At 57.0% G+C, this 19,179-nt stretch carries 19 protein-coding genes and 1 other RNA gene; 7 read left to right on the forward strand and 13 right to left on the reverse strand.

The window, feature by feature from the left end:
• Window positions 1–69: 69 nt before the first annotated feature.
• Entirely contained in the window at window positions 70–2,451 is a 2,382-nt protein-coding gene (locus IQ241_RS15630) for a hypothetical protein (protein WP_193908834.1), read from the forward strand.
• On the opposite strand, the gene IQ241_RS15635 is transcribed toward IQ241_RS15630, so the two are convergent.
• The 5 genes from IQ241_RS15635 to IQ241_RS15655 all read right to left on the reverse strand — a co-directional run bounded on the left by IQ241_RS15635 (window position 2,432) and on the right by IQ241_RS15655 (window position 8,934).
• Window positions 2,432–3,661, reverse strand: coding sequence for a glycosyltransferase (locus tag IQ241_RS15635; protein WP_193908835.1), 1,230 nt, complete (start codon window positions 3,659–3,661; stop codon window positions 2,432–2,434). The two genes, IQ241_RS15630 and IQ241_RS15635, sit on opposite strands and share 20 nt — an antisense overlap.
• A gap of 33 nt (window positions 3,662–3,694) precedes the next feature.
• A complete protein-coding gene (locus IQ241_RS15640) occupies window positions 3,695–5,326 on the reverse strand; it encodes a glycosyltransferase family 39 protein (protein ID WP_193908837.1) in 1,632 nt (543 codons plus the stop codon).
• 15 nt (window positions 5,327–5,341) lie between these two features.
• On the reverse strand, window positions 5,342–6,967 hold the full coding sequence (locus IQ241_RS15645; RefSeq protein ID WP_193908838.1) for an LA_3751/LA_3752 family putative glycosyltransferase: 1,626 nt from the start codon (window positions 6,965–6,967) through the stop codon (window positions 5,342–5,344).
• A 154-nt stretch (window positions 6,968–7,121) separates the two neighbouring features.
• Window positions 7,122–8,021 (reverse strand): AEC family transporter, encoded by a 900-nt coding sequence (locus tag IQ241_RS15650; protein WP_228021759.1) that lies wholly within the window; start codon window positions 8,019–8,021, stop codon window positions 7,122–7,124.
• A 37-nt stretch (window positions 8,022–8,058) separates the two neighbouring features.
• Complete coding sequence (locus IQ241_RS15655; protein ID WP_193908840.1) at window positions 8,059–8,934, reverse strand: LysR family transcriptional regulator; 876 nt, start codon at window positions 8,932–8,934, stop codon at window positions 8,059–8,061.
• Window positions 8,935–9,049: 115 nt separating this feature from the next.
• Here IQ241_RS15655 and IQ241_RS15660 point away from each other — a divergent pair, with 115 nt between their 5' ends.
• A complete protein-coding gene (locus IQ241_RS15660; protein WP_193908842.1) occupies window positions 9,050–9,538 on the forward strand; it encodes a redox protein in 489 nt (162 codons plus the stop codon).
• Between the two features lie 297 nt (window positions 9,539–9,835).
• On the forward strand, window positions 9,836–11,224 hold the full coding sequence (locus IQ241_RS15665) for a YncE family protein (RefSeq protein ID WP_193908844.1): 1,389 nt from the start codon (window positions 9,836–9,838) through the stop codon (window positions 11,222–11,224).
• 5 nt (window positions 11,225–11,229) lie between these two features.
• Here the strand turns inward: IQ241_RS15665 and ruvA are convergent, their stop codons facing one another.
• The 4 genes from ruvA to psaK all read right to left on the reverse strand — a co-directional run bounded on the left by ruvA (window position 11,230) and on the right by psaK (window position 13,616).
• The gene (gene ruvA, locus IQ241_RS15670) at window positions 11,230–11,853 is read right to left on the reverse strand and encodes a Holliday junction branch migration protein RuvA (protein WP_193908846.1); all 624 of its coding nucleotides are present in this window, start codon (window positions 11,851–11,853) and stop codon (window positions 11,230–11,232) included.
• Window positions 11,850–12,599 (reverse strand): ATP synthase F0 subunit B, encoded by a 750-nt coding sequence (locus IQ241_RS15675; RefSeq protein ID WP_193908848.1) that lies wholly within the window; start codon window positions 12,597–12,599, stop codon window positions 11,850–11,852. Before IQ241_RS15675 ends, ruvA begins: the two co-directional genes overlap by 4 nt.
• A 29-nt stretch (window positions 12,600–12,628) precedes the next feature.
• Window positions 12,629–13,114 carry a pantetheine-phosphate adenylyltransferase gene (coaD, locus tag IQ241_RS15680; protein WP_193908849.1) on the reverse strand — a complete coding sequence of 162 codons (486 nt, stop codon included), beginning with the start codon at window positions 13,112–13,114 and terminating at the stop codon, window positions 12,629–12,631.
• A gap of 235 nt (window positions 13,115–13,349) precedes the next feature.
• Window positions 13,350–13,616, reverse strand: a complete 267-nt coding sequence (gene psaK / locus IQ241_RS15685; protein WP_193908851.1) for a photosystem I reaction center subunit PsaK — start codon at window positions 13,614–13,616, stop codon at window positions 13,350–13,352.
• Window positions 13,617–13,778: 162 nt separating this feature from the next.
• On the opposite strand from psaK, the gene IQ241_RS15690 reads away from it, so the two are divergent.
• The 4 genes from IQ241_RS15690 (at window position 13,779) to thiD (ending at window position 17,505) form a co-directional block, all read left to right on the forward strand.
• Window positions 13,779–14,207: a hypothetical protein gene (locus tag IQ241_RS15690; RefSeq protein WP_193908853.1), complete on the forward strand. Its 429-nt coding sequence runs from the start codon at window positions 13,779–13,781 to the stop codon at window positions 14,205–14,207.
• 122 nt (window positions 14,208–14,329) lie between these two features.
• Window positions 14,330–15,169, forward strand: coding sequence for a cell division protein FtsQ/DivIB (locus tag IQ241_RS15695; protein WP_193908855.1), 840 nt, complete (start codon window positions 14,330–14,332; stop codon window positions 15,167–15,169).
• A gap of 357 nt (window positions 15,170–15,526) precedes the next feature.
• A complete protein-coding gene (gene ftsZ, locus IQ241_RS15700; protein ID WP_228021761.1) occupies window positions 15,527–16,663 on the forward strand; it encodes a cell division protein FtsZ in 1,137 nt (378 codons plus the stop codon).
• A 2-nt stretch (window positions 16,664–16,665) separates the two neighbouring features.
• Complete coding sequence (gene thiD, locus IQ241_RS15705; RefSeq protein WP_193908858.1) at window positions 16,666–17,505, forward strand: bifunctional hydroxymethylpyrimidine kinase/phosphomethylpyrimidine kinase; 840 nt, start codon at window positions 16,666–16,668, stop codon at window positions 17,503–17,505.
• Here thiD and IQ241_RS15710 read toward each other — a convergent pair.
• The 4 genes from IQ241_RS15710 to IQ241_RS15725 form a co-directional block, all read right to left on the reverse strand.
• Entirely contained in the window at window positions 17,487–17,927 is a 441-nt protein-coding gene (locus IQ241_RS15710) for a hypothetical protein (RefSeq protein WP_193908860.1), read from the reverse strand. The two genes, thiD and IQ241_RS15710, sit on opposite strands and share 19 nt — an antisense overlap.
• 67 nt (window positions 17,928–17,994) lie before the next feature.
• On the reverse strand, window positions 17,995–18,384 hold the full coding sequence (locus tag IQ241_RS15715; RefSeq protein ID WP_193908862.1) for a phasin family protein: 390 nt from the start codon (window positions 18,382–18,384) through the stop codon (window positions 17,995–17,997).
• Window positions 18,385–18,493: 109 nt separating this feature from the next.
• An RNA gene (ffs, locus tag IQ241_RS15720) (signal recognition particle sRNA small type) lies at window positions 18,494–18,590 on the reverse strand.
• A gap of 18 nt (window positions 18,591–18,608) precedes the next feature.
• Window positions 18,609–19,179, reverse strand: a 571-nt coding sequence (locus IQ241_RS15725) for a serine hydrolase (RefSeq protein WP_193908864.1), incomplete at its 5' end; no start/stop codon positions are given.

The raw sequence follows: 19,179 nt of genomic DNA on the forward strand, positions 1-19,179 counted from the left end.
CTGAGCTAGGTCAGCCCGATTATCGCCGCCCCCGATGGTGTCAGACTCCTGCTTGCCCTGGTTGCCGGGGTGGGGTTAGCGCTGGCCTTTCAACTCCTGCTGACTAATTTGGGCATTGCCCTAGGGCTGACATTGCTGAAGCTGACCCCGCAGCCCTCAGCCCCTATTGCCGAGTCTCATAGGGAATCCCAGTCAAAGGCTGCCGGTTCCAAAGTAGGACTGCTGGCTGGGCTAGGAGGGCTGCTGACGGTCAACACAGTGCTTTTTGCCAGCTGCTTTTTGGCGGTGAAATTCAGCGCCCTGCGAGGCGCGTTAGCCGGGGCGGCCCTGGGCAGCATGATCTGGTCGGCCTATCTGCTATTACTCGTCTGGGTAAGCTCTACGGCCATTGGATCGCTGTTTGACACGCTACTCGGTGCCGTTGCTAAGCTATTTCGCAATCTGCTGGGCGGCCTTAAGTCCGCGATCTCGCCTGATCCCTCCGATTCCGCCGAGTTATCATCACTCAATGAAGCGGTAGGGTCTCAGCTGCAAGCAACGCTAGCGGCTTTAGAGTCCAGCCGCCAGCTGCTGGCAGCCCAGACGGCTGAGCTATCGTCCGCTCCCAGTCATGAGGCGGTCAGCCCCGATATCGTGCAATACAATCAGCTGATTGATGTGCTCAAAGCGGCTACTTCTAACCCGGGGTCCCTTAATTCGCCTAACGATCCGCTGAACCATCCTTCCGTTAGCCCATCTAGTGGCCCGTCTATCGAAGCAGATGACGCACCAGCGACTTCACCCTCTTCCGGCCTCTTTTCTCGGCTCAGGCAGCTTGATGCCAGCGCGCTGATGCAAACCGCTCTAAACCGCCTCGACCTTTCAGAGGAGGATATTAAAACGCTCTGGCAGCAGACTCAGCAGTTCGTCGCCGAGAGTCGCTCCTCTGAGTCGTCAAATGACGCTTCAGAGGAGACTGCATCAGCGCAAACTGCGGATTTCAGCATGGTTCGACTGGAGCTAGAGAACTATCTCACGACGCTGCCCGCAGATAGGTTTCAACCAGCGGAGTTCGAGGCCGAGTTTCGCGACCTGCTCTACGACCCAGAGGCCGAGCCAATGGCAGTTCAGGCTCAGCTAGCTGAGCTTGATAGCGCTGATTTCGCGACCATTCTGGCCCAGCGACAGGATATTGCGCCAGTACAGCAGCGGCAGATTGTGGGCCGGCTGACGAACGTTTATAAAGACGTACTGGACGTTTTGGAAGCAGACACAGCTGCGGCAAAGATGGATCTGACCGACGAGATCGCGACCCTCCAAGATAAGCTAGCTACCTACTTTCTGTACACCAATACTGACAAGCTAACCGTCGAAGCCATTCAGCCTAAGCTGGAATCATTGATCGAGAATTCCGATCGGCCCTTAGCGCATTGGCAGGCTCAGTCGCCCTCACTTGATCTAGGTTCAATTGAAGCCATTTTACAGCGGCGATCGCGCCTGAAACCTAACCAATCGGCGGCGCTGCTCGCCGAATTGCAAAGCGCTTGGCAGCGACTTATCGGCGAGGAGTCCGCAGCAGATGAATCCCTCTCTCAAACAGTAGCCAACACCATCCAGCAGTTTTTTAGCGACCTGGAAGGGCCTTTATCTATTGAGGATGTTAAACCACGGCTGCTGACCTTTCTAGGGAGCGCGCTGTCTGGAATCGGTCGGCAGGCCGACAAAGTGGATTGGGGCAGCGTTGCCCAACAGCTCCGTCCGTCCCTGAAGCTACCTGATAAGGAGATCGAATCGCTAGTCCATTGGCTCGCTGAACGCTGGCCACAGCCCCGGCGTTGGTCAGTGCGAAAAGCGCTGAGGCAGGCCAAAACCCAAACCCAATCGGCCGTCAGCCAGGCGATGTCCCAGGGCAAATCCGTCATAGAGGCAATCCCAGCCGATCTTAATGGGGCTTCAGACCCACCCGATTTGCAGCTGTTCCAGCTCACCCAGCAGCTTGAAGCCCTGCTTGACCAGGCGGAGACGGGATTAGCCGACCTCGGTAAAACGCTGCGCTCGGCGGCTCGCTACAGCAACTTTGACCAAATGGCCGGTCAGGCCCTTGATACTCTTCGCCATCGGCTGCAAGCGCTAAACCCAGAACATTGGACTGAGCAGCTACCCGACTCGGTATCGCTGCCTGAATTCTTTGAACCGCTAAAACAGCGGCTAGAATCGACCCAGCGACGGCTTTCTGACCAGATTGAAGAAATTCAGGCGCAGGCTCTAGCAGAAGCGAGGTCGCTGCGATTGGCTGCTCAGCAGCGGGCAGACCGCGTTCGGCGGCAGGTCGCCACGGCAGCCTGGTGGGTATTCGTGATTGGGCTCACGTCAGGCCTTTCCTCAGCGATAGCAGGCGGCCTAGCGAGTGCCGACCTGAGCCAGTGGCCAAATCTTCTGGCACTGTGGTCAACTATGGTTTCACCTCAGTAACTCGCCAGCTCAGCTTGAGATTGATCCAGAAATTCCATACCGTGACTAGCGCGATCGCAATCAGGTTGGAGAGATATTTGAAGTTCTTCTGGAAGACAATATTGAAGAAGAAATTAATCAGCAGGACGTTCATGATCAGTCCGCCCAGGCAGATCGTATTGAACTTGAGCAGTCTTTTTAATCTTGCTTTCCAGCCCTTCTGGCCCTGGGCAATATCGGCAAATGTCCAGGCGTCATTCCAGAGGAAATTATTCAGAATTGCGACTTCACCCGCAATAATTTTGCTTCGGGTTAAACCCAGACCAAAAATTTCGCTCATGATATACAGCACAGCCATATCGACGAATACGCCGCTGAAGCCGACGATGCCGAAACGGATAAACCGCTCAATCGGGAAGCGCTGACGCAGACGACCAATGCGGCCCCGCGATCGCAGCCGGGCCAGATGGCCCAGATACTCCACGTACTGCCGCCAGGTCACCTTGCTTTCGCCCGATTCGCGCTCTTGAAAGACATAGCCGACCTCAGCGATTTCACCAATCCGGCCACGGCCAATCACCTCCAGCAAAATTTTGTAGCCCAGCGGATTCATATGCGGGCCGCCGATAGCGCTGCGTCGCACCATAAAATAGCCGCTCATCGGGTCGGTCACCCGACCCACCACTGCCGGGCAGACCACCAGCCCCAGTACCTGCGCCCCGCGCGAGAGGAAGCGTCGTACCACGCTCCAGTCGCTGACGCCACCGCCTTCGACATGGCGACTGGCCACCGCCAGATCGGCCCCATCCAGCACCGACTGGAGCAGCTTTAGCAATACCTCCGGCGGATGCTGGAGGTCGGCATCGATCACGCCTAGAATGTCGCCGCGAGCCACCTGCCAGCCGCGAATCACCGCCGAAGATAGGCCCCGCTCCTGCTGCCGTCGCATCACTCGCAGCTGGGGATAGTCGGCGGTCAGCGCCTGGGCTACCTGCCAGGTCTGGTCGGGGCTGTTGTCATCCACCAGAATCAGCTCATAGTCGTTGGGAATAAACCCATCGAGCAGATGGGTGAGCTGAGCCAGGATTTTCTCGACATTGCCGCTCTCGTTGTAGGTGGGGATCACCAGCGAGAACTTGAGCGGCTGAGAGTTGCCGTCAGCGCGATCGCGAGCGACGACAGGCACCTGCAACGGCCCGGTGGGAATAGGGAGGAGCGAAGAATAGGTCATTGTAGAAATGCTGTTAGTAAATTTTATAAAGCGTTAAGGACGGTCGTATGTGCTCAGCGAAAATCGGTCGAGCAGCATTGTGCCGGTGAGCGTTGACTGAGACTGGAGGCGATACTGATCGGTTAATAGCTGGTCTACCGATTGGCGAATTTGGGCCGCTTCAGCAGCTGTCTCTGGGGCCTGCCATAGGGGGTTGGCAGCTTCTAGCCAGAGGATGCGGTCATAGGCAGCAGTCGTCAGGGCCGAGGGTAGGCTATCCGGCAGCGCTGCTGGATTAGTTGCAAGCAGGTCAATTTTAGCCTCGACTGGCAGATAGTAGGCCAGTCGCAGCACATGGCCCCAGGCTTTGGAATTCAACACTACCAGGGTCGAATCCGAATTGACCTGCGCTGCGACCTGATGAAACATCTGCCGCCCGCGGCCGACGGCATCTGCCCCAGTGACCGCAAGGTAAAAAATGAGGACCGCCGCGATTGCGGTCCGCTGCTGACGGCTCCCGCGCAGCAGCCATAGCGTCATCCACAGCAGCAGCCCCGGCAGGATGAAAATTACGCTGCGACCTTCGCCCCAGGACAGGGTAAATTTGCCTGAGACGACATCTGCTGCCAGGGCAATTGAAATGGGCACCAGTCCTAAAATCAGCACCGGGACCAGTCGCTGTTCACGCCGGGCGGCGAGATGGGCTGCCATCCAAACAAGTCCAGCGATCGCAATCAGCCCAGCGGCAATCAGCCAGGGTCGGGACAGGCCGCTAGCCCAGTCGCCTACCAGTAGATTGATTCCAATTGCCTCGATCACGCCTTGGGTATGGATCAGCACCGTCTCTATTCCGGATAAATCTTCGCCAAAGCGCTCGAAGTCGGCATTGCGTAGCTGCTGCGGCAGCCCCCAAGCATACCAAGGCATAGCCAGCAGACCCGCCACAGCCAGCCGCAGCCCGTGCTGCCACCAGCGCCGCCGATCGCATACCAGCACCAGCAGCATCAGGGCCAGCACCCAGTAGGCAAAGAGGTAATAGGTCAGCAGGCCAGCTGTAACACTACCAATCAGCAGCAGTGAGCTCAGGACCTGACGACTCCAGCGGCGGGGCGGATGGTAGCACAGGGACAGCATAGCCCAGCCGCTCAGCGTCACCCACAGCACCGTTGGCCCATACATTCGCAGGTTTAGCGAGTGAAACCAGAAGAAGGGATTCAGCCCCAACAGCGCCGCCATCACCAGCCCGCCGCGATGCTCTAGCAGCGCCCGACCCATACCGTATGCTCCCAGCAGGGAGCCGATCCCTAGTAGCGCATTCAGGCTCCGCAGGGCTGCCTCACTCGTCCCAGAGATAAAGAGCCAGACGTACTGAGAGAGAAAGAACAGCGGCGGATGGGGTTCCCGACCCACCAGCCCCTGTAGCAGCGGTTTGACTGTTTTGATCGCGTCTATCGGGCTGCTGAAGGTAGGCAGATGTAGCAGTGCAGCATAGCGGGCCAGCGGAACCGGCACATTCGGCGGATTTTCGTACTGTAGCCGCTGTCCGGTTGAAAGCAGCAGCGATAGCACCTCGTCATACCACAGCTCTCTCGCCCCGACGTAGACCACACGCAGCAACACCGAGATCGCGACTGCTACCAGCAGCCAGCCCTCAATTCCTATGCCCGAACGGTATTTTTTTAACATGGCAGCGCCGATAACCTAAGGTCGGGTAACAAGCCTGACGGTATAGAGCGGATATTTACCCGCATTGCCCATCGGCTGGAAGACAAGCTGAGCCGGCTTGCCTGCGGCCTCTAAGCTCAGCGCGGCGGGAACCGTCTCGGGGATGGGACAGTCTCGATGGGGGTAGCAAACATAGAGGAAGGCCGACTCATTCTGAACTGCTAGGGCCTGAGCCAGCTGCTTGACCTGAGCCAAGCTCTCGGCTCGAAAAAAGGTCTTTTCAGGAACACCTGCCCAGAGCTGCTGGGCTACAAATTGATGGGACATGGCTACCCAGGGCAGCGGCTGGGCGCGCAGGGTCGAGATCGCGGGCGCAATCGGGGCATAGCTATGGGGTAAGGAAATGGAGCCCGTTTGCGGGTCTTCATACCGGCTGAAGGCCCCCTGAACCGTATTGAGCTGGAGTCCGAAGGCAAAGAGCAGCGCCAAGAGCGCGATCGCCCCGCCCCGCCAGAGCCCCCTGAGACTGTCCCAAACCTGCTCTAGCTGCTGCGCAACCACCAGCGAAAGCAGCGGCACCAGAATGAGATAAAATCGTGGTCCCCACTGCTTGCCGCCCGCTCCCGGAGGAACGATCAGCGGCACAGATAGGGCAAATAGCAGGCTCAGCAGCAGCAGCCATCGCATCGTCGGGCTCAGCTTTAGCCGAGAATTCAGACTTGCCGTCAGGGTAAACGCGATCGCAAACAGCGCGATTGGAAAGTATCGAAATAGAGAGGTCAGCAGCTGCCGGTAGCTCGCTCCGGCTTGCGTCAATTGCTGAAGCGGGGACGACCCTTCCACAATTTGAATGGCATGGATGCCTAGGGGATGACCATAGATATAGAAATTGAGGCCAAAGAAAACTAGCACCGTTAGCAGCATCGCTGCCAGCAATCGCAAAGACTGTCTGACGCCAAGCTGGAGCCAGCCCAGCCCTAGCCAGCCTAGCCCCAGCAGCAGCGTAACGCCAGCCACCAAACACAAAAATTCAGGCCGAAACCAGACCGCCAGACCCATCAGCACACCTCCCAAGGGCCTCCCTGCTCGGCCTGTCGCTGGCGGAAAAACCACCGCCGTTAGCCCCCAAAAGGCCAGCGCTACCGCCAGCGTATGCTCCCAGTACATGGCTCCATACAGCGATAGCGGCGAGGCTAAAATGACGCAACCCAGCCCAGCGGCGAGTACCGCAGGCCGCAGGCCCAGCCGCAGCCCAATCTGATAAAACCGGCCCCACAGCAGCCATAGTGATATCAGCGGCACCACATACAGGCCGCGATGGCCAAGCAAGGCGTAAAAAGGCGCAGTCACAGCGGGAAACGTAAAGGGGAACGTGATGAAGTGCGTTGTTCCCTGTTCGTAGACATAGGGCGGTGTGAAAGGGTACAGACCCTGCTGCCAGAGGTCGGTAATCCAGGGTGCAGGCGTGGGTAAATCGAGCCCGATCTGCCAGGTTCCCATCCCCAACTGCTGAGCTAAAAGCGCCTTCAGCCCACCGTCACCGCTGAAGAATACGCCATCTTGCGAATAGGTTTGCAGCCACAGCGTCAGCAGCAGCCCGGTCAGGATTGTGAGCCAGGGCCACAGCCAGTACTGAGCGCTGCGATGGGCTATATCTTTCATCACCTGCTGCCGAGCGAGCAACCCGAGAATCTTTGCTAGAGATTCTATAATTAACCTGCTATCGCTTTAGTTCGATACGGGGACAGGTTCAAATTGGCATCTCTTCAAAGAATAAGCGCCTATGTCAAGCCGCGATGAGGCGCTTCATAGCGCGCTAATGGGTACTCAGCCAGAGCATCAGGGGTAGGGTAAAGAAGCTCATTAGCGTAGACAAAACAATGGTTCGGGCGACTCGAGGCGCATCGCCGCCGAGCTCACTGACCCAGATCAGGGCATTCACCGCTACCGGCATTGCCCCCTGCATCACCAGGATCTGCAAATCTAGACCGCTTAGACCTAAGGCATGGCTCACTAGATAGGCCAATAAGGGAGCTAAGAAGAGCCTCAGGCTAGCGGCAAACAGCTCGTACGAGCCAAAGGCAATCTGGGTTTGCGAGAGCTGAATACCCAATGTCAGTAGTGCCATTGGAATCGCCGCGTCGCCTAGGGTCTCAATGCCACGGCTAAGCGCGGTTGGTATCTGTATCGCCAAAACTTGAATCGCTAGACCGGCTCCAGTCGCCCAAAATACCGGCAGCCTTAGCGTAAATCGGATTCCGACTCGGATCCCTTCCCCTTTTAGGACAATGGGCCCTAGGCTAGCGATTAGGATAGACGAGGCGACCAGGTAGACCACAGCGCGCGTTAGCCCAGCCTGACCCAGGGTGAATAGGATGAAAGATAGGCCAATGTTGCCCGTATTGGCGAACAGCGTCGTTGCAATCAGGCTTTTGCGTTCATCTGCTGACAGTTTAAGTAGGCGACCAGAAACTGCCGCAATCAGATAGAGCAAGCCCGAGCAAATGGCATACCCACCGACAATCCCGGCAGCGCTACGCGCTTCTATACGGCTACCGGAGAGCCCCATAATCACCAAGGCGGGAATTAAAACGTAGATGTTCAGCCTGGCCAGCGTCCTCAGGTCCAGGGCAAATGCTCGTCCGGCCCACAGACCAATCAGGGCGATTAGGGCAATGGGGAAAACAGCTGAGACCAGAACGGCTATAAAAGCCATAAATAAAATGGGCTAATCCAGCAAAAACGCTACGGCGCTAAGCCGCAAATTTACCCTGCTCCCTGAGCACGTCTAAAAACATTCTGACCGCTGGAGCCGGGGGCGTACTGGCGAGAATCGCGGCACCAATGACGCGGTTAAGACGGATAGGGAGCGATCGCACATGCACCCCGGCTGGAATCGGCAGCGCCGCCAAGCGAGGCAGAATAGCCGCCCCCAGCCCCTGAGCAACCATACTGACAATAGTGGAATCTTCTTTGATCACATAGGCCACGTCGAAGGACTGACCCCAGCGGCTCCAGTGGTCGCGCACGGCGCTGGTGCATTCGGCATAGTTAAAGAGAATGAAGGAATAGGCCGAGAGGTCATCCCAGGTTAGCGTCTTGGGCGGCGGCGGTTCCGACTTGGGGAGGAGAACGACATACTCATCGCGAGCGATCTCCCAGGTTTTAAATTCCTCCGAGCGGGGCAGGGGAATCAGGCCCAAATCGGTCTGCCCTTCCCTGAGGGACTGTTCGACCCCGGCCGGGTCAAGTTCTGCCAAAGTCACTTCAACATGGGGAAACTGTTTCCGAAACCGGGCAATATTAGCGGGTAGCAAATGCGTCGCGGCGCTGCGAAAGGAGGAAATGCGCAGGCGGCTATTGTATAACCCCTTCTCTAAGTTGGCCTCATAGTCTATCTGCTCCTTGAGGTCCAGGATTTTTCGACTATGCCCAATCACCCGCTCACCGACGGGCGTCAGCTTGGCCCCAAAGCGTCCCCGCGTCATCAGCGGCACCCCCAGCTCAGCCTCTAATGAGGCGACAGCCCGGCTCACAGCAGATTGCGAAATCTCCAGGTTAATCGCGGCATCCGAGAACGTACCATACTCCGCAACGGCCGCTAAAACCTCAAGATGAAAGATGTTCATGACCAATTTCTATTCGCTTTCCGCATAGATATCCCCCAGCAGGCGGTTTGATCCTTCAATAAAGCCAAGGCTAGGGTAGCAACAACCAACAAGCTAACGCCTTTGATAGGTTTCCATGTTCGAACTACTCAACTTTCAAAAATTCAGAGATACGCCCAGCGTTCAATTCTTTGACATCACAGTACCCTCCTCGAACGCTCGGGACCTCGTTTACCACGATGGCCCGGCTATCAGTCCAAACAATGCTCAAGATACCAGCTGGCAATTTTATCTCCACTCTCGGCAGGAGGATAATTTGCTAGCGCTGTCCGGCGGTCGTACCTTTCACCTGGTCAATTTTGAATGGGATCATCCCTACCACGTGGTCCGACTAGATGCCAACCGTCATATCCTGCGCATTCCCCCTGGAACTTTCCATCGCTCGGAGTCTGATGCCAGCGGTTCCTTAGTCATTAATCAGGCCGTCCGAACCCAGGGCGCCAATGTGCAAAACGAATTCCGCGTCTATAACAGCGGCGAAATCCCCAAGCTGCGTCAGCTCCTAGCGTCTGGCCTCCAGCCTCACTACCACGGCTTTGAGACCGAGTATCTACAGGCGGCTTAAAGCAGCAATCGCAGCGGCCCTAGCGCTTCGCATTAAAACGGCTATCTGGATGAAAACGCCTGGAGCAGTTCCATTGCTCGCTGTGCCTGGGCAGCCGGGATCAACAAATGGTCGTGATAATAGGCTGAAAATAGACTGCAACAGCGTCTCAAGATCGGTTTCTCCCGACATGGCGGTCTAACCTGGCTCAAAAGGGTGACATGAAATTTTAGCCTCTCGGCATCGGGGTTCATGGACATCCCAGGTCGGGCTAGAGTGAAAGAGCGAATGCCCTGCTCGTAGCTTTGGACCGCTTCTATGTTAGCCCTCTCCATCGAAATTCTGCTGTTTTACCTCAATGCCTTGTCGCCGTCAGTCTCAGCCGGCTTAGCGCCCAGGCTAGAACGGCTGGTGGCGTCAGCATCAGTCGCAGGCTGTCCGACCGCCATGGCTGCAACCAACCAGGCGGTCACCTACAGCAAAAATCTAGACCTGACGGTGGGGCTCTACCTAGAGGGCGACTCGGGGGTCGATGTGGTACTGACGCCCGCAGGCGCGATCGCGGCTGTCAACACCCAGAACGGCGGCAGGCTCTACTCCATTGACCCGGCCACCGGCAGCGTCTTCAATCCGGTTTCCCTGGCGGGCAAAATTCAGGACATAGCCTATAGCAGTGCCTTAGACCAGCTCGCGATCGCGCTTGAGAACACCGTCCTAAGGATCGACGCCAGCAGTGGTGAAACCCTGGCTACCCTGCCCTATGAGCAAGCCAGCCGGGTCGCAATTTCATCCGCTGGGCAGATTGCCGTACTCGTAGGCAAGACGGTCACGCTACACGACCCCAGCGGCACCCGGCTGTTTTCAAAAACTTTGGACGCGACTCAGGTCACCGATATCGAGGTCAGCGCCTGCGGCGGCGATCGGGTCTATGTCACCAGCTTTCGCAACAGCACCTTTACTGACCTGGGCGGCCAGCGGCAGCCCGTGCAGATTGCCAAGCTGGCAGCCTTCGACTTTAGCGGCGAACAGGACTGGACTCTGTTTGGCGATCGGGCCGAGACCATCCAGCAAAACGTGGCCGATACCCGGCTGCTGCGCGTCAGTCAAGAGCCCGATGGCTACCTCTATATCGCTGGAGAAAGCGCTGGAACGGCGACTATCTTTCGCTGGCGTGGTCAGCCCATGACCGCAGAAGAACAGCAGGGGCAGACGGCCCCCTTCGTCACTCGGACAGACGACCACACCCGGCTGCACAACAGCGGCGCGGCCCACATCACCTACTTTGCCCGGGTCGATCCCGGCAGCGGCAGTCTGGTTCAGTCTCAGCTAGTCATGCCCCGCAACTCAAAGGGCAAAGCCAACGCGATGCGGCTCGGCGATATTGCGGCCAGCCCCAGCGGCACTGTCTACCTCGGCAGCCGAGCCATGGCCTCCATCCTGAATCGCTCTGAGCTGACTATCAATGGCGATCCCGTGCCCGGCTATGTCGGCGGCGACCCCGCCTGGCTAGCCGTTGGCAGCAGCTTCCGCAGCCGCCGATTCTGGACTGTCCTGGCAGCGGGCGATGACGGTACCCAGGGAACGGTGGTCGGTGTCGATGCCGGTTTTGGCTATGCCGCTGCCTTAGCGAACCTTGAAACCGGCCAGGCTCCCACGACCCAAGGCCCCGAATCAGGCCGCGTCTATCTCGGCCTAATTCCGGATTAAATCCGCTACTGGCTGAGCCAGGTGATCGCTTCGCGGATCCAGGCTTCAGTGTCGGCTGTCTTGCTCAGCGTCGTACTCCGACCCACAGCCTGGAGCGCTTTGCTGATTTCGCTATTGCTGTAGCCCAGAGCCAGCAGCGTCATTTCAACCTCTTCCTGCACAACCGTAGCCGGACCGCCGGTGGGGGCAATCAGACCGGACTGCTGACGCCATTCCCCGAGTTTGGTCTTCAGCTCCAGAATAATTCGCTCAGCCGTCTTGCCCCCGACGCCCGGCGTTCGTGAGAGCAGCCGAGTATTGGCCGACACCACCGCCTGAATTAGGTCTTGTAGGCCCAGCGTATCTAGCAGCGCCATGCCCATTTGGGGGCCAATGCCGCTGACGCTGATCAGCAGCCGAAAGGCGTCGCGCTCGGCCCGCGAGCCAAAGCCGAACAGTACGGTCTGGTCTTCTCGGGTTTGCAAGTGGGTGTAGATCTGGGTGGGATCGCCGAGCGGTGGCAGCTGGCTCAGCAGTCGGGGGTTGACCTGAATGTCATAGCCGACCTGCTGTACGTCCAAGGTTAGGATCACCCGACCGTTCGGCAGTTTTTGGATATCGGCGAGGCTGCCCCTAAGGTAGCCAATCATGGGCGGGGGCGGGGCGGACGCTGAGATTTAGGCGATCGCGGGGCGGGGCTCGCGACTTCGCGCGATCGCGCTGGCCGCGGCGCCCCGCTTGGCGACTCGCTGCCGTTGGGCCTAGCCACCGATCGGCTACCCGCATCAACATCCACCGCCTGGCCAGTTTGAATCTGCTGACGACCGTTGCGCAGCACGTGCAGCATCTCGATGAACTGGCGCTCCATCCCCTCTAGGATCTGATCGGCATAGGTGTCGGCGTCTTCTTTAATCGCCTGACGATCGCTCAGCGCCTTGCGCTGGGCCTCCTCCCATTCCTGCCGCGACTGATTTTGAAACTGCTCGATTTCGGCGACGGTGCGCGATCTCAAACTTTCGCATTCCTGCTCGGTTTGGAGACGGATCTGCTGCGCCTGCTGCTCAGCCTGCCGGATAATCGTCAGCTCATTCAGAATCGTTGCTGCTTGTTTTTCGGCCCGGGTGACAATTTCCTGAGCGTACTGCTCTGCCTCAGTCAAAATGGCATCGCGCTGCTGGACGATTTGGGTTGCCTCTTGAAAGGCCGAGGGCAGATTGACCCGGACGATATCCAGCTGATCGAGCACCTCATCTTCACTGACCAGCGTCCGTCCGGTCAGCGGTAGACGCGGACTGTCGAGCAAAATTTCCTCCACCCGATCGAGCTCCTGCGGCAGATTAAACCGTTCGGAAGCGGCGCCGCTAGCCGCGGTATCGTCGTAAAGCTCGTTGTTCACAGGTCGATTTCCATTGTGCGGACGGTCAGTTAGGGGGGAGTCTTGGCGTAACATTTCTCGATATCGAGGACGACATGGGGCGGAACCAGATGACCAATAGCGCTACCAAACTGGGCGATTTCTTTGACTAGGCTACTGCTGAGAAAGCCATATTCGGTTGAGGTTGCTAAAAAAACCGTTTCGATATCATCGGCTAGAGTTTTATTGGTATGCGCCATTTGCAGCTCTTTCTCAAAATCTGAAAGCACCCGCAGACCGCGCAGTAAAACCTGGGCTTGCCGCATTCTGGCATAGGTTACGGTTAAGCCGCTAAAGCTATCAACTTCGATATTCGGTAGATGCTCCGTAGATTTTCGGATCTGCTCCATCCGTTTGTCCACCGTAAATAGGGGCCGCTTGGTTGGATTTTTTGAGACTACTACCACCACCCGCTCATAGAGACGGCTGCTGCGGGTAATAATGTCAATGTGACCATAGGTAATCGGATCAAAGCTGCCCGCGTACACTGCAATCACGGCTAGAGGGATCCCGACCAACGAATGAGATTATATCGAATAATCGCGCAGTCAGCTGCCAGCGGCAGCACCAGGACGATCACTGCTACCCCCAAGGTAGAAACAGAGAGCGCATTACCGGCATCCGGCGGCCCCAGCCGCTGGTTCCGACAAAACGCTCCCCGACACATTTCGACCGTTTGAACTGGGACGTTCGATGGCAGCTTGATGAGACCGATTGGCCGCTCTCTGCTCTCTATAGGACGCCCAAATTTGCCAATCCCAGAATTGCCCCGGCGCCAATTAGGTGACCGAAGCTCGTGGTCGCGAGCACCGCACCCAGGCTCATGCCGCCAAAAAACTGCGGCGCTGGCATGCTCGGTCCCACATTTTGCTGGCGAATGCCGAATTTGCCGATCGCGATCGCAATGATATTGCACACAATCATTACCACCGCGATTTTTGGACTCCATTCAGGGGTGTGGGGAACATTCCCCATTGCTGCGAGTAAAGGTAGGATCATGCCGTCTCCTTAATAAAATATGAGCTATGTTGACTATACTGACGCTGCCCAGGGATATAAGTCTCCAACAGCGCTAGCCCTCATCTTGCCACTAAGGGGCAAAGCCTTCAGCCATTTACGTCGTAAGAATTAACAATATCAGTCGCCTTAATTAATACAGTTATGGAGCGCGGTCTACTCTGGTTACCTCTGCTTATTCTCTTCATCGGCCTGACCTGGGCCGGTTGGAATGAGTATCGCAAGCTAGAAGCTTACAAGGTCTGGGCTCAGCAGTTTGAGCGAGCCAAGTACGACATCTATGCCGTGCTAGGGCAAACCGGGCAGACTTTGACCTGGGGCAAGCCCACCCGGCAGGGTCCCGTTAACATTCAGACGCTCACCTTCTCAGAAGTTCAGACCATTCGGCTCGAAGTCGATCGGCAGCCGGTGGCGCCAGCTACCGAGAAGGTTCGTGGTCGAATTGCACTCGGATTGACGACTCGGTCCGGGCAGCACCAGTCAATCCCCTTCAGCGATTGGGAAATTGCCCAAAATTGGTTTAACTATCTTCAGCCGCTCGTCACATCCGGCCAAGCTCTACCCCAGTCCTAACCCGTCTCGAACTGGATCTAAATTTGGTTGCTCTTCACTACCTTAAGGGACAGCTTTCTGAGGGGACAGCTTTTTTGAGAGCTAAGTGCTTAAATGGATAACGTTTTGATAGCTTTTCGGCCATGACAGATTTTCAAGTGCCGACCTCACAAGATCTGGCGACCCGGCGGCAGCGGCTGCGACAGCAGCGCCGCTATAGGCTGCTACAGGGAATTTGGCGCGCGATCGCGATCTCGGGTTTAACCGCAGGCACAGTTTGGGTAGCGACCTCTCCGGTCTGGTTGATTCAGTCTGGCGAACAGCTCGACATCAGCGGCAATCAGCTGCTTTCAGATGATGAAATTCAAGCCCTGCTCCCAATTGACTACCCGCAGCCGCTGCTCAAGGTGCAGCCGCAAACCCTATCAGCTCAGCTAAAAAAGCATGGCCCAATTGCCGACGCTATCGTCAGCCGACGGCTGTTCCCACCGGGGCTGCATGTCCGCGTCCAAGAGCGATACCCGGTGGCGGTCGCGCTACCCGACCCGACTGAGCCGATCAGCGCGATTCCGGCCAAAACGGTCCCCTTTCAAGAAATGGGCCTGCTTGACCAGGGCGGCTTTTGGATGCCTTACGATAGCTTCAGCCAGTCTAATCACGGCTTTGAGCTGCCTGGTCTTCAGGTTTACGGAATGCGACCGACCTATCAGGAGCAGTGGGCTCAGCTCTACCCAATGCTCAGCCGTAGTCCGGTAAAAATCTCAGAGGTTGACTGGCGTAACCCCAATAATCTAATTCTGCAAACAGAGTTGGGCGAGGTTCACCTTGGCCCTTTTGGTCCCCGTTTCTCTGAGCAGCTTGTGGCCTTAGATCAGATGCGGAGCCTGAATGGCAAAGTGGGCAAAGAAAAAATCGCTTTTATCGACCTGAGAGAACCGCAGAGTCCCGCCGTCGAAATTTCTAAGCCGAATAAGGGGTCTTAGACGACTCAGGAACCGTTTTGACTTGTAGATTTTTTAAACCTTTATCTATTTGGTTTTTTAAGCAAGTTCCCCTATAGTTGACTAGAGCCTTTCTTGCCCCATGAGCTGGGTCTGCTCTAGTATTTCCATAAACATCTCAATATTTATCGACTGAAACTGTAGGATCAGTTCTATATATAGGTTTACAGTCAGTTCCCGCGGTCGATTTAGGGACAGCCCCCTCGGATAAACAGCTAAACGACGACTCTATCCACACTTCCAGCGAACTTTATGAATAACGCAGCTTCGCACACAAATTCTTATCTCAGCTCTGGATTAGGTATTAATTCCGCCGCATCAGGTAATAATACTAAAAACATGTTAGGAGAGGCGGCCGCAGGCGGTGATATTGTGCCGAGCAGTATAGCGAAGATTAAGGTCATTGGCGTTGGGGGTGGCGGCTGCAACGCCGTCAACCGCATGATCGACAGTGGTTTGGCGGGTATAGAGTTTTGGACGGTCAATACCGATGCCCAGGCGTTGACGGCGGCCTCTTCTACCAACGCTCTCCAAATCGGCCAAAAGCTGACGCGTGGACTAGGGGCCGGCGGCAACCCTGCGATTGGCCAAAAGGCGGCTGAAGAGTCCCGAGACGAAATCTTTAGTTCCCTGGAAGGCGCTGACCTCGTCTTCATCACTGCCGGGATGGGCGGGGGTACCGGTACCGGTGCCGCGCCGATCGTTGCTGAGGCAGCAAAAGAGGCCGGGGCGCTAACGGTAGGCGTTGTCACTCGTCCTTTCTCCTTTGAAGGCCGCCGCCGGACGTCTCAAGCCGAAGATGGGATCAATGCTCTCCAGGGCAGTGTCGATACGCTGATCATCATTCCCAATGACAAGCTGCTCTCGGTAATTTCAGAACAGACCCCGGTGCAGGAAGCCTTTCGAGTCGCGGATGACATCCTGAGGCAAGGTGTTCAGGGGATCTCAGATATCATTATGATCCCTGGCCTGGTCAATGTTGACTTTGCCGATGTCCGCGCGGTGATGGCCGATGCCGGTTCGGCGCTGATGGGGATCGGGGTTGGCTCAGGCAAGTCTCGCGCTCGCGAAGCGGCCATTTCCGCTATTTCTTCGCCCCTGCTCGAAACCTCAATTGACGGGGCCGGTGGGGTGGTCTTCAACATTACCGGCGGTACTGACCTGACCCTGCACGAAGTCAATTCTGCGGCTGAGATCATCTATGAAGCGGTCGATCCCAACGCTAATATTATTTTTGGGGCGGTGATTGACGAACGGCTTCAGGGCGAGATCCGGATTACGGTGATTGCGACGGGCTTCAGCGTCGATAGTCGGACTTCGCCCACTCAGGTCAGCCGAGTGACGCCGCTGAAGCGAACGCCTAGCCTAGAGCCGCCAACGCCGGTCGAAACTGAAAAGCCCGCATCGACCAGCCAGCCCGTCTCGCCCAACCTGAATATCCCCGAGTTCTTGCAGCGGCGACGACCTAATCGCTGACGATGGCCGTTACTATCCCGGTAGCGCTGACGATGGCCGGGTCCGACAGCGGTGGCGGTGCTGGCATTCAGGCCGATTTGCGGACGTTTGCATTTCACGCTGTGCATGGCGCTAGCGCGCTGACCTGCATCACCGCTCAAAATACCCAGGGTGTCAGCCGCGTCGAGGCGCTGTCGCCCGATATGGTCGTCGCTCAGGTCACGACCGTGGTTGAGGATATTGGCGTGCAGGCAGCAAAAACGGGAATGCTGCTCAACCAGTCTATTATTGACGCGATCGCGGACTACCTAGAGCGCAATCCGCTACCGGCGCTAGTTGTTGATCCGGTCATGGTCTCGCGGACGGGGGCGCAGCTGATTGATGATAACGCGATCGCAACCCTGCGACAGCGGCTAATTCCCCTGGCTACCGTACTCACGCCTAATCGGCGCGAAGCAGAGATTCTGGCGGGTATGGAAATTTTAACCCTGACCGACATGCAGGTAGCGGCCCAAAAGATCTACAGCTTGGGGCCGCAGGCCGTGGTCGTCAAAGGGGGGGGGTTTACCAACGAGCTGCGCGGCGTCGATATCTGGTTTGATGGTCAGGCGGCCGTACTCAAGACCCAGCCGGTTGAAACCCGAGATACCCATGGCACCGGCTGTACGTTGTCAGCCGCGATCGCGGCGAACTTGGCCCGAGGTATTCCGACCTATACAGCGGTCACTGCCGCCAAAGATTACGTCACCGCTGCGCTTCAGCATTCGCTGCGGATTGGCCAGGGTCAGGGACCGGTCGGCCATTTCTTTCCGCTACTAGACTCGAGCCGTAACCCCGATGACAGCTATTGGCGGTCGGACTGATCCCAGACCGATTCCCAGTCGGGGCAGGTCTCCTGGTCAGGACCATAGGGGTACATGGCGCAAATTAGGATGTTCTCACCATAGTTTTCGCCGTGGTAGTGACGACAGCCAATGCAGGTCGGGTGCTCCTGTAGCCAGGGCTGTAAGGTGTGCGTCAGGGGCGCAGCCGTATCTTCAACCCAGCGGTCTAAGTTTTCTTCTAAAAAGTCAATCCCCGGCTCTAAGATCTGAGCCAAATCCTCCGACAGTCGTTCGAACGTTGGCAGAACGGCATCTTCAAATTCGCTCAACGCCGATACGGACGCGTCTAGTAGCTCGTCCATGGCCTCTGAGGCGTCTTTGGAAGCGGCCAGCAGCCAGCGCTCCGACTGTTCGGCGACGGCTTCCAGGGTTTGGCTAATTTGCTTTAACCACGCTTCCATAGGCTTGCGGATAGATAGCTGATATGAATAAGGATGCGTCAGGCGAGATCGGACTATAAAGCCCAGCCTATTCTCGTTTCAAACGCTGGAGTTCCTGTCGCAGGGATTCCACTTCACGGCGCAGGACGGCGGCCTGCTGTTCCTCTGGAGTCGGGGTCGGCTCGGTTAGAGGCGCATTGGCCAGCGGCGCGTCGTCATCCAAAATTTCAATTCGACGGGGCTGCTCCGTTGCAGCCGGTTCACGGGGGGCGCTGGCCTGGGCTCGCTCGACCATATCGTTGATCATTTTCTGGGCTTCTTCGGCGGTCATCTCGCCGCGCTCCACCAGCTCATCGACCAGCTTTTGAGCCTGTCCCTGGAGGTCGGCCAGCCGACTGCCAGCCTTCTCGCCCGCGTAGGACGCCAGCCCCATCCCCAAATAAAACGCCTTCTGGACTAAATTACTAAAATCAGCCACCGCTTCAGCCTCTGCTTTACTGTCAGCCAATCCTATTGAGAAAGGCCACTCTTCCTAGGATAGAGACAGATTTTCCAGATGACTACAGAAATTATCGCTTTAAAACCAAAGAGACCCGGAGACTACGCCTATCGCAAGCATCCCGTATTGCTGCTACCTTCCGGTCCTGACAAGATTTGGGCGTTGCGATCGCGTAGTTCCGAGTCAGCTACAGCATAGCATGTTTACATAGGGTCGCTGGGGCTAAGGTCTGAAGGCGCGATCGCGGCGATTTCTGTCAGAATTTGAGCCGAGACAAAGGGCAAAATCGCCGGATTGTCGCTATGCGCTTGGCCTTCGGTAAAGACCACCAGCAGATAGGGGAGGCAGTCACCGCATTCAACATAGGCCGCGTCATGTCGCACTCGGCTAGTTAGCCCTGCTTTAGACCAGAGCTGGGCATGGGTCGGCAGCCCCGCCCCGAGGAAACCGGTCACCTGATTTTCGGGATCGGCCGCGAGCTGAGCCGGATCGAGGCGACGCTGCATTAGCCCCATCATCGCCTGGGATCGCTCGGGTGAGACCGAAACGCCTCCGATAATGCTGTGCAGCAGGCGAGCCGTCGCCTCAGTCGAAAGCTGATTGCGATTATCTAAAGTCGCTCCGACAAATTCTTGCTCTCGACCGTAGGGACCATCGCACCAGGTTTTTTGATTCAGGTTGATTCCGCCGAACTCGGGCCACTGCCAGGACTGAAAATAGCGATTGATTAAGTTGCGCTGATATTTCCAGGTCTCGTAGGGGCCGGGCGGGAGG

Source organism: Vasconcelosia minhoensis LEGE 07310 (genome assembly GCF_015207255.1).
Taxonomy (GTDB): Bacteria; Cyanobacteriota; Cyanobacteriia; order Phormidesmidales; family Phormidesmidaceae; genus Vasconcelosia; species Vasconcelosia minhoensis.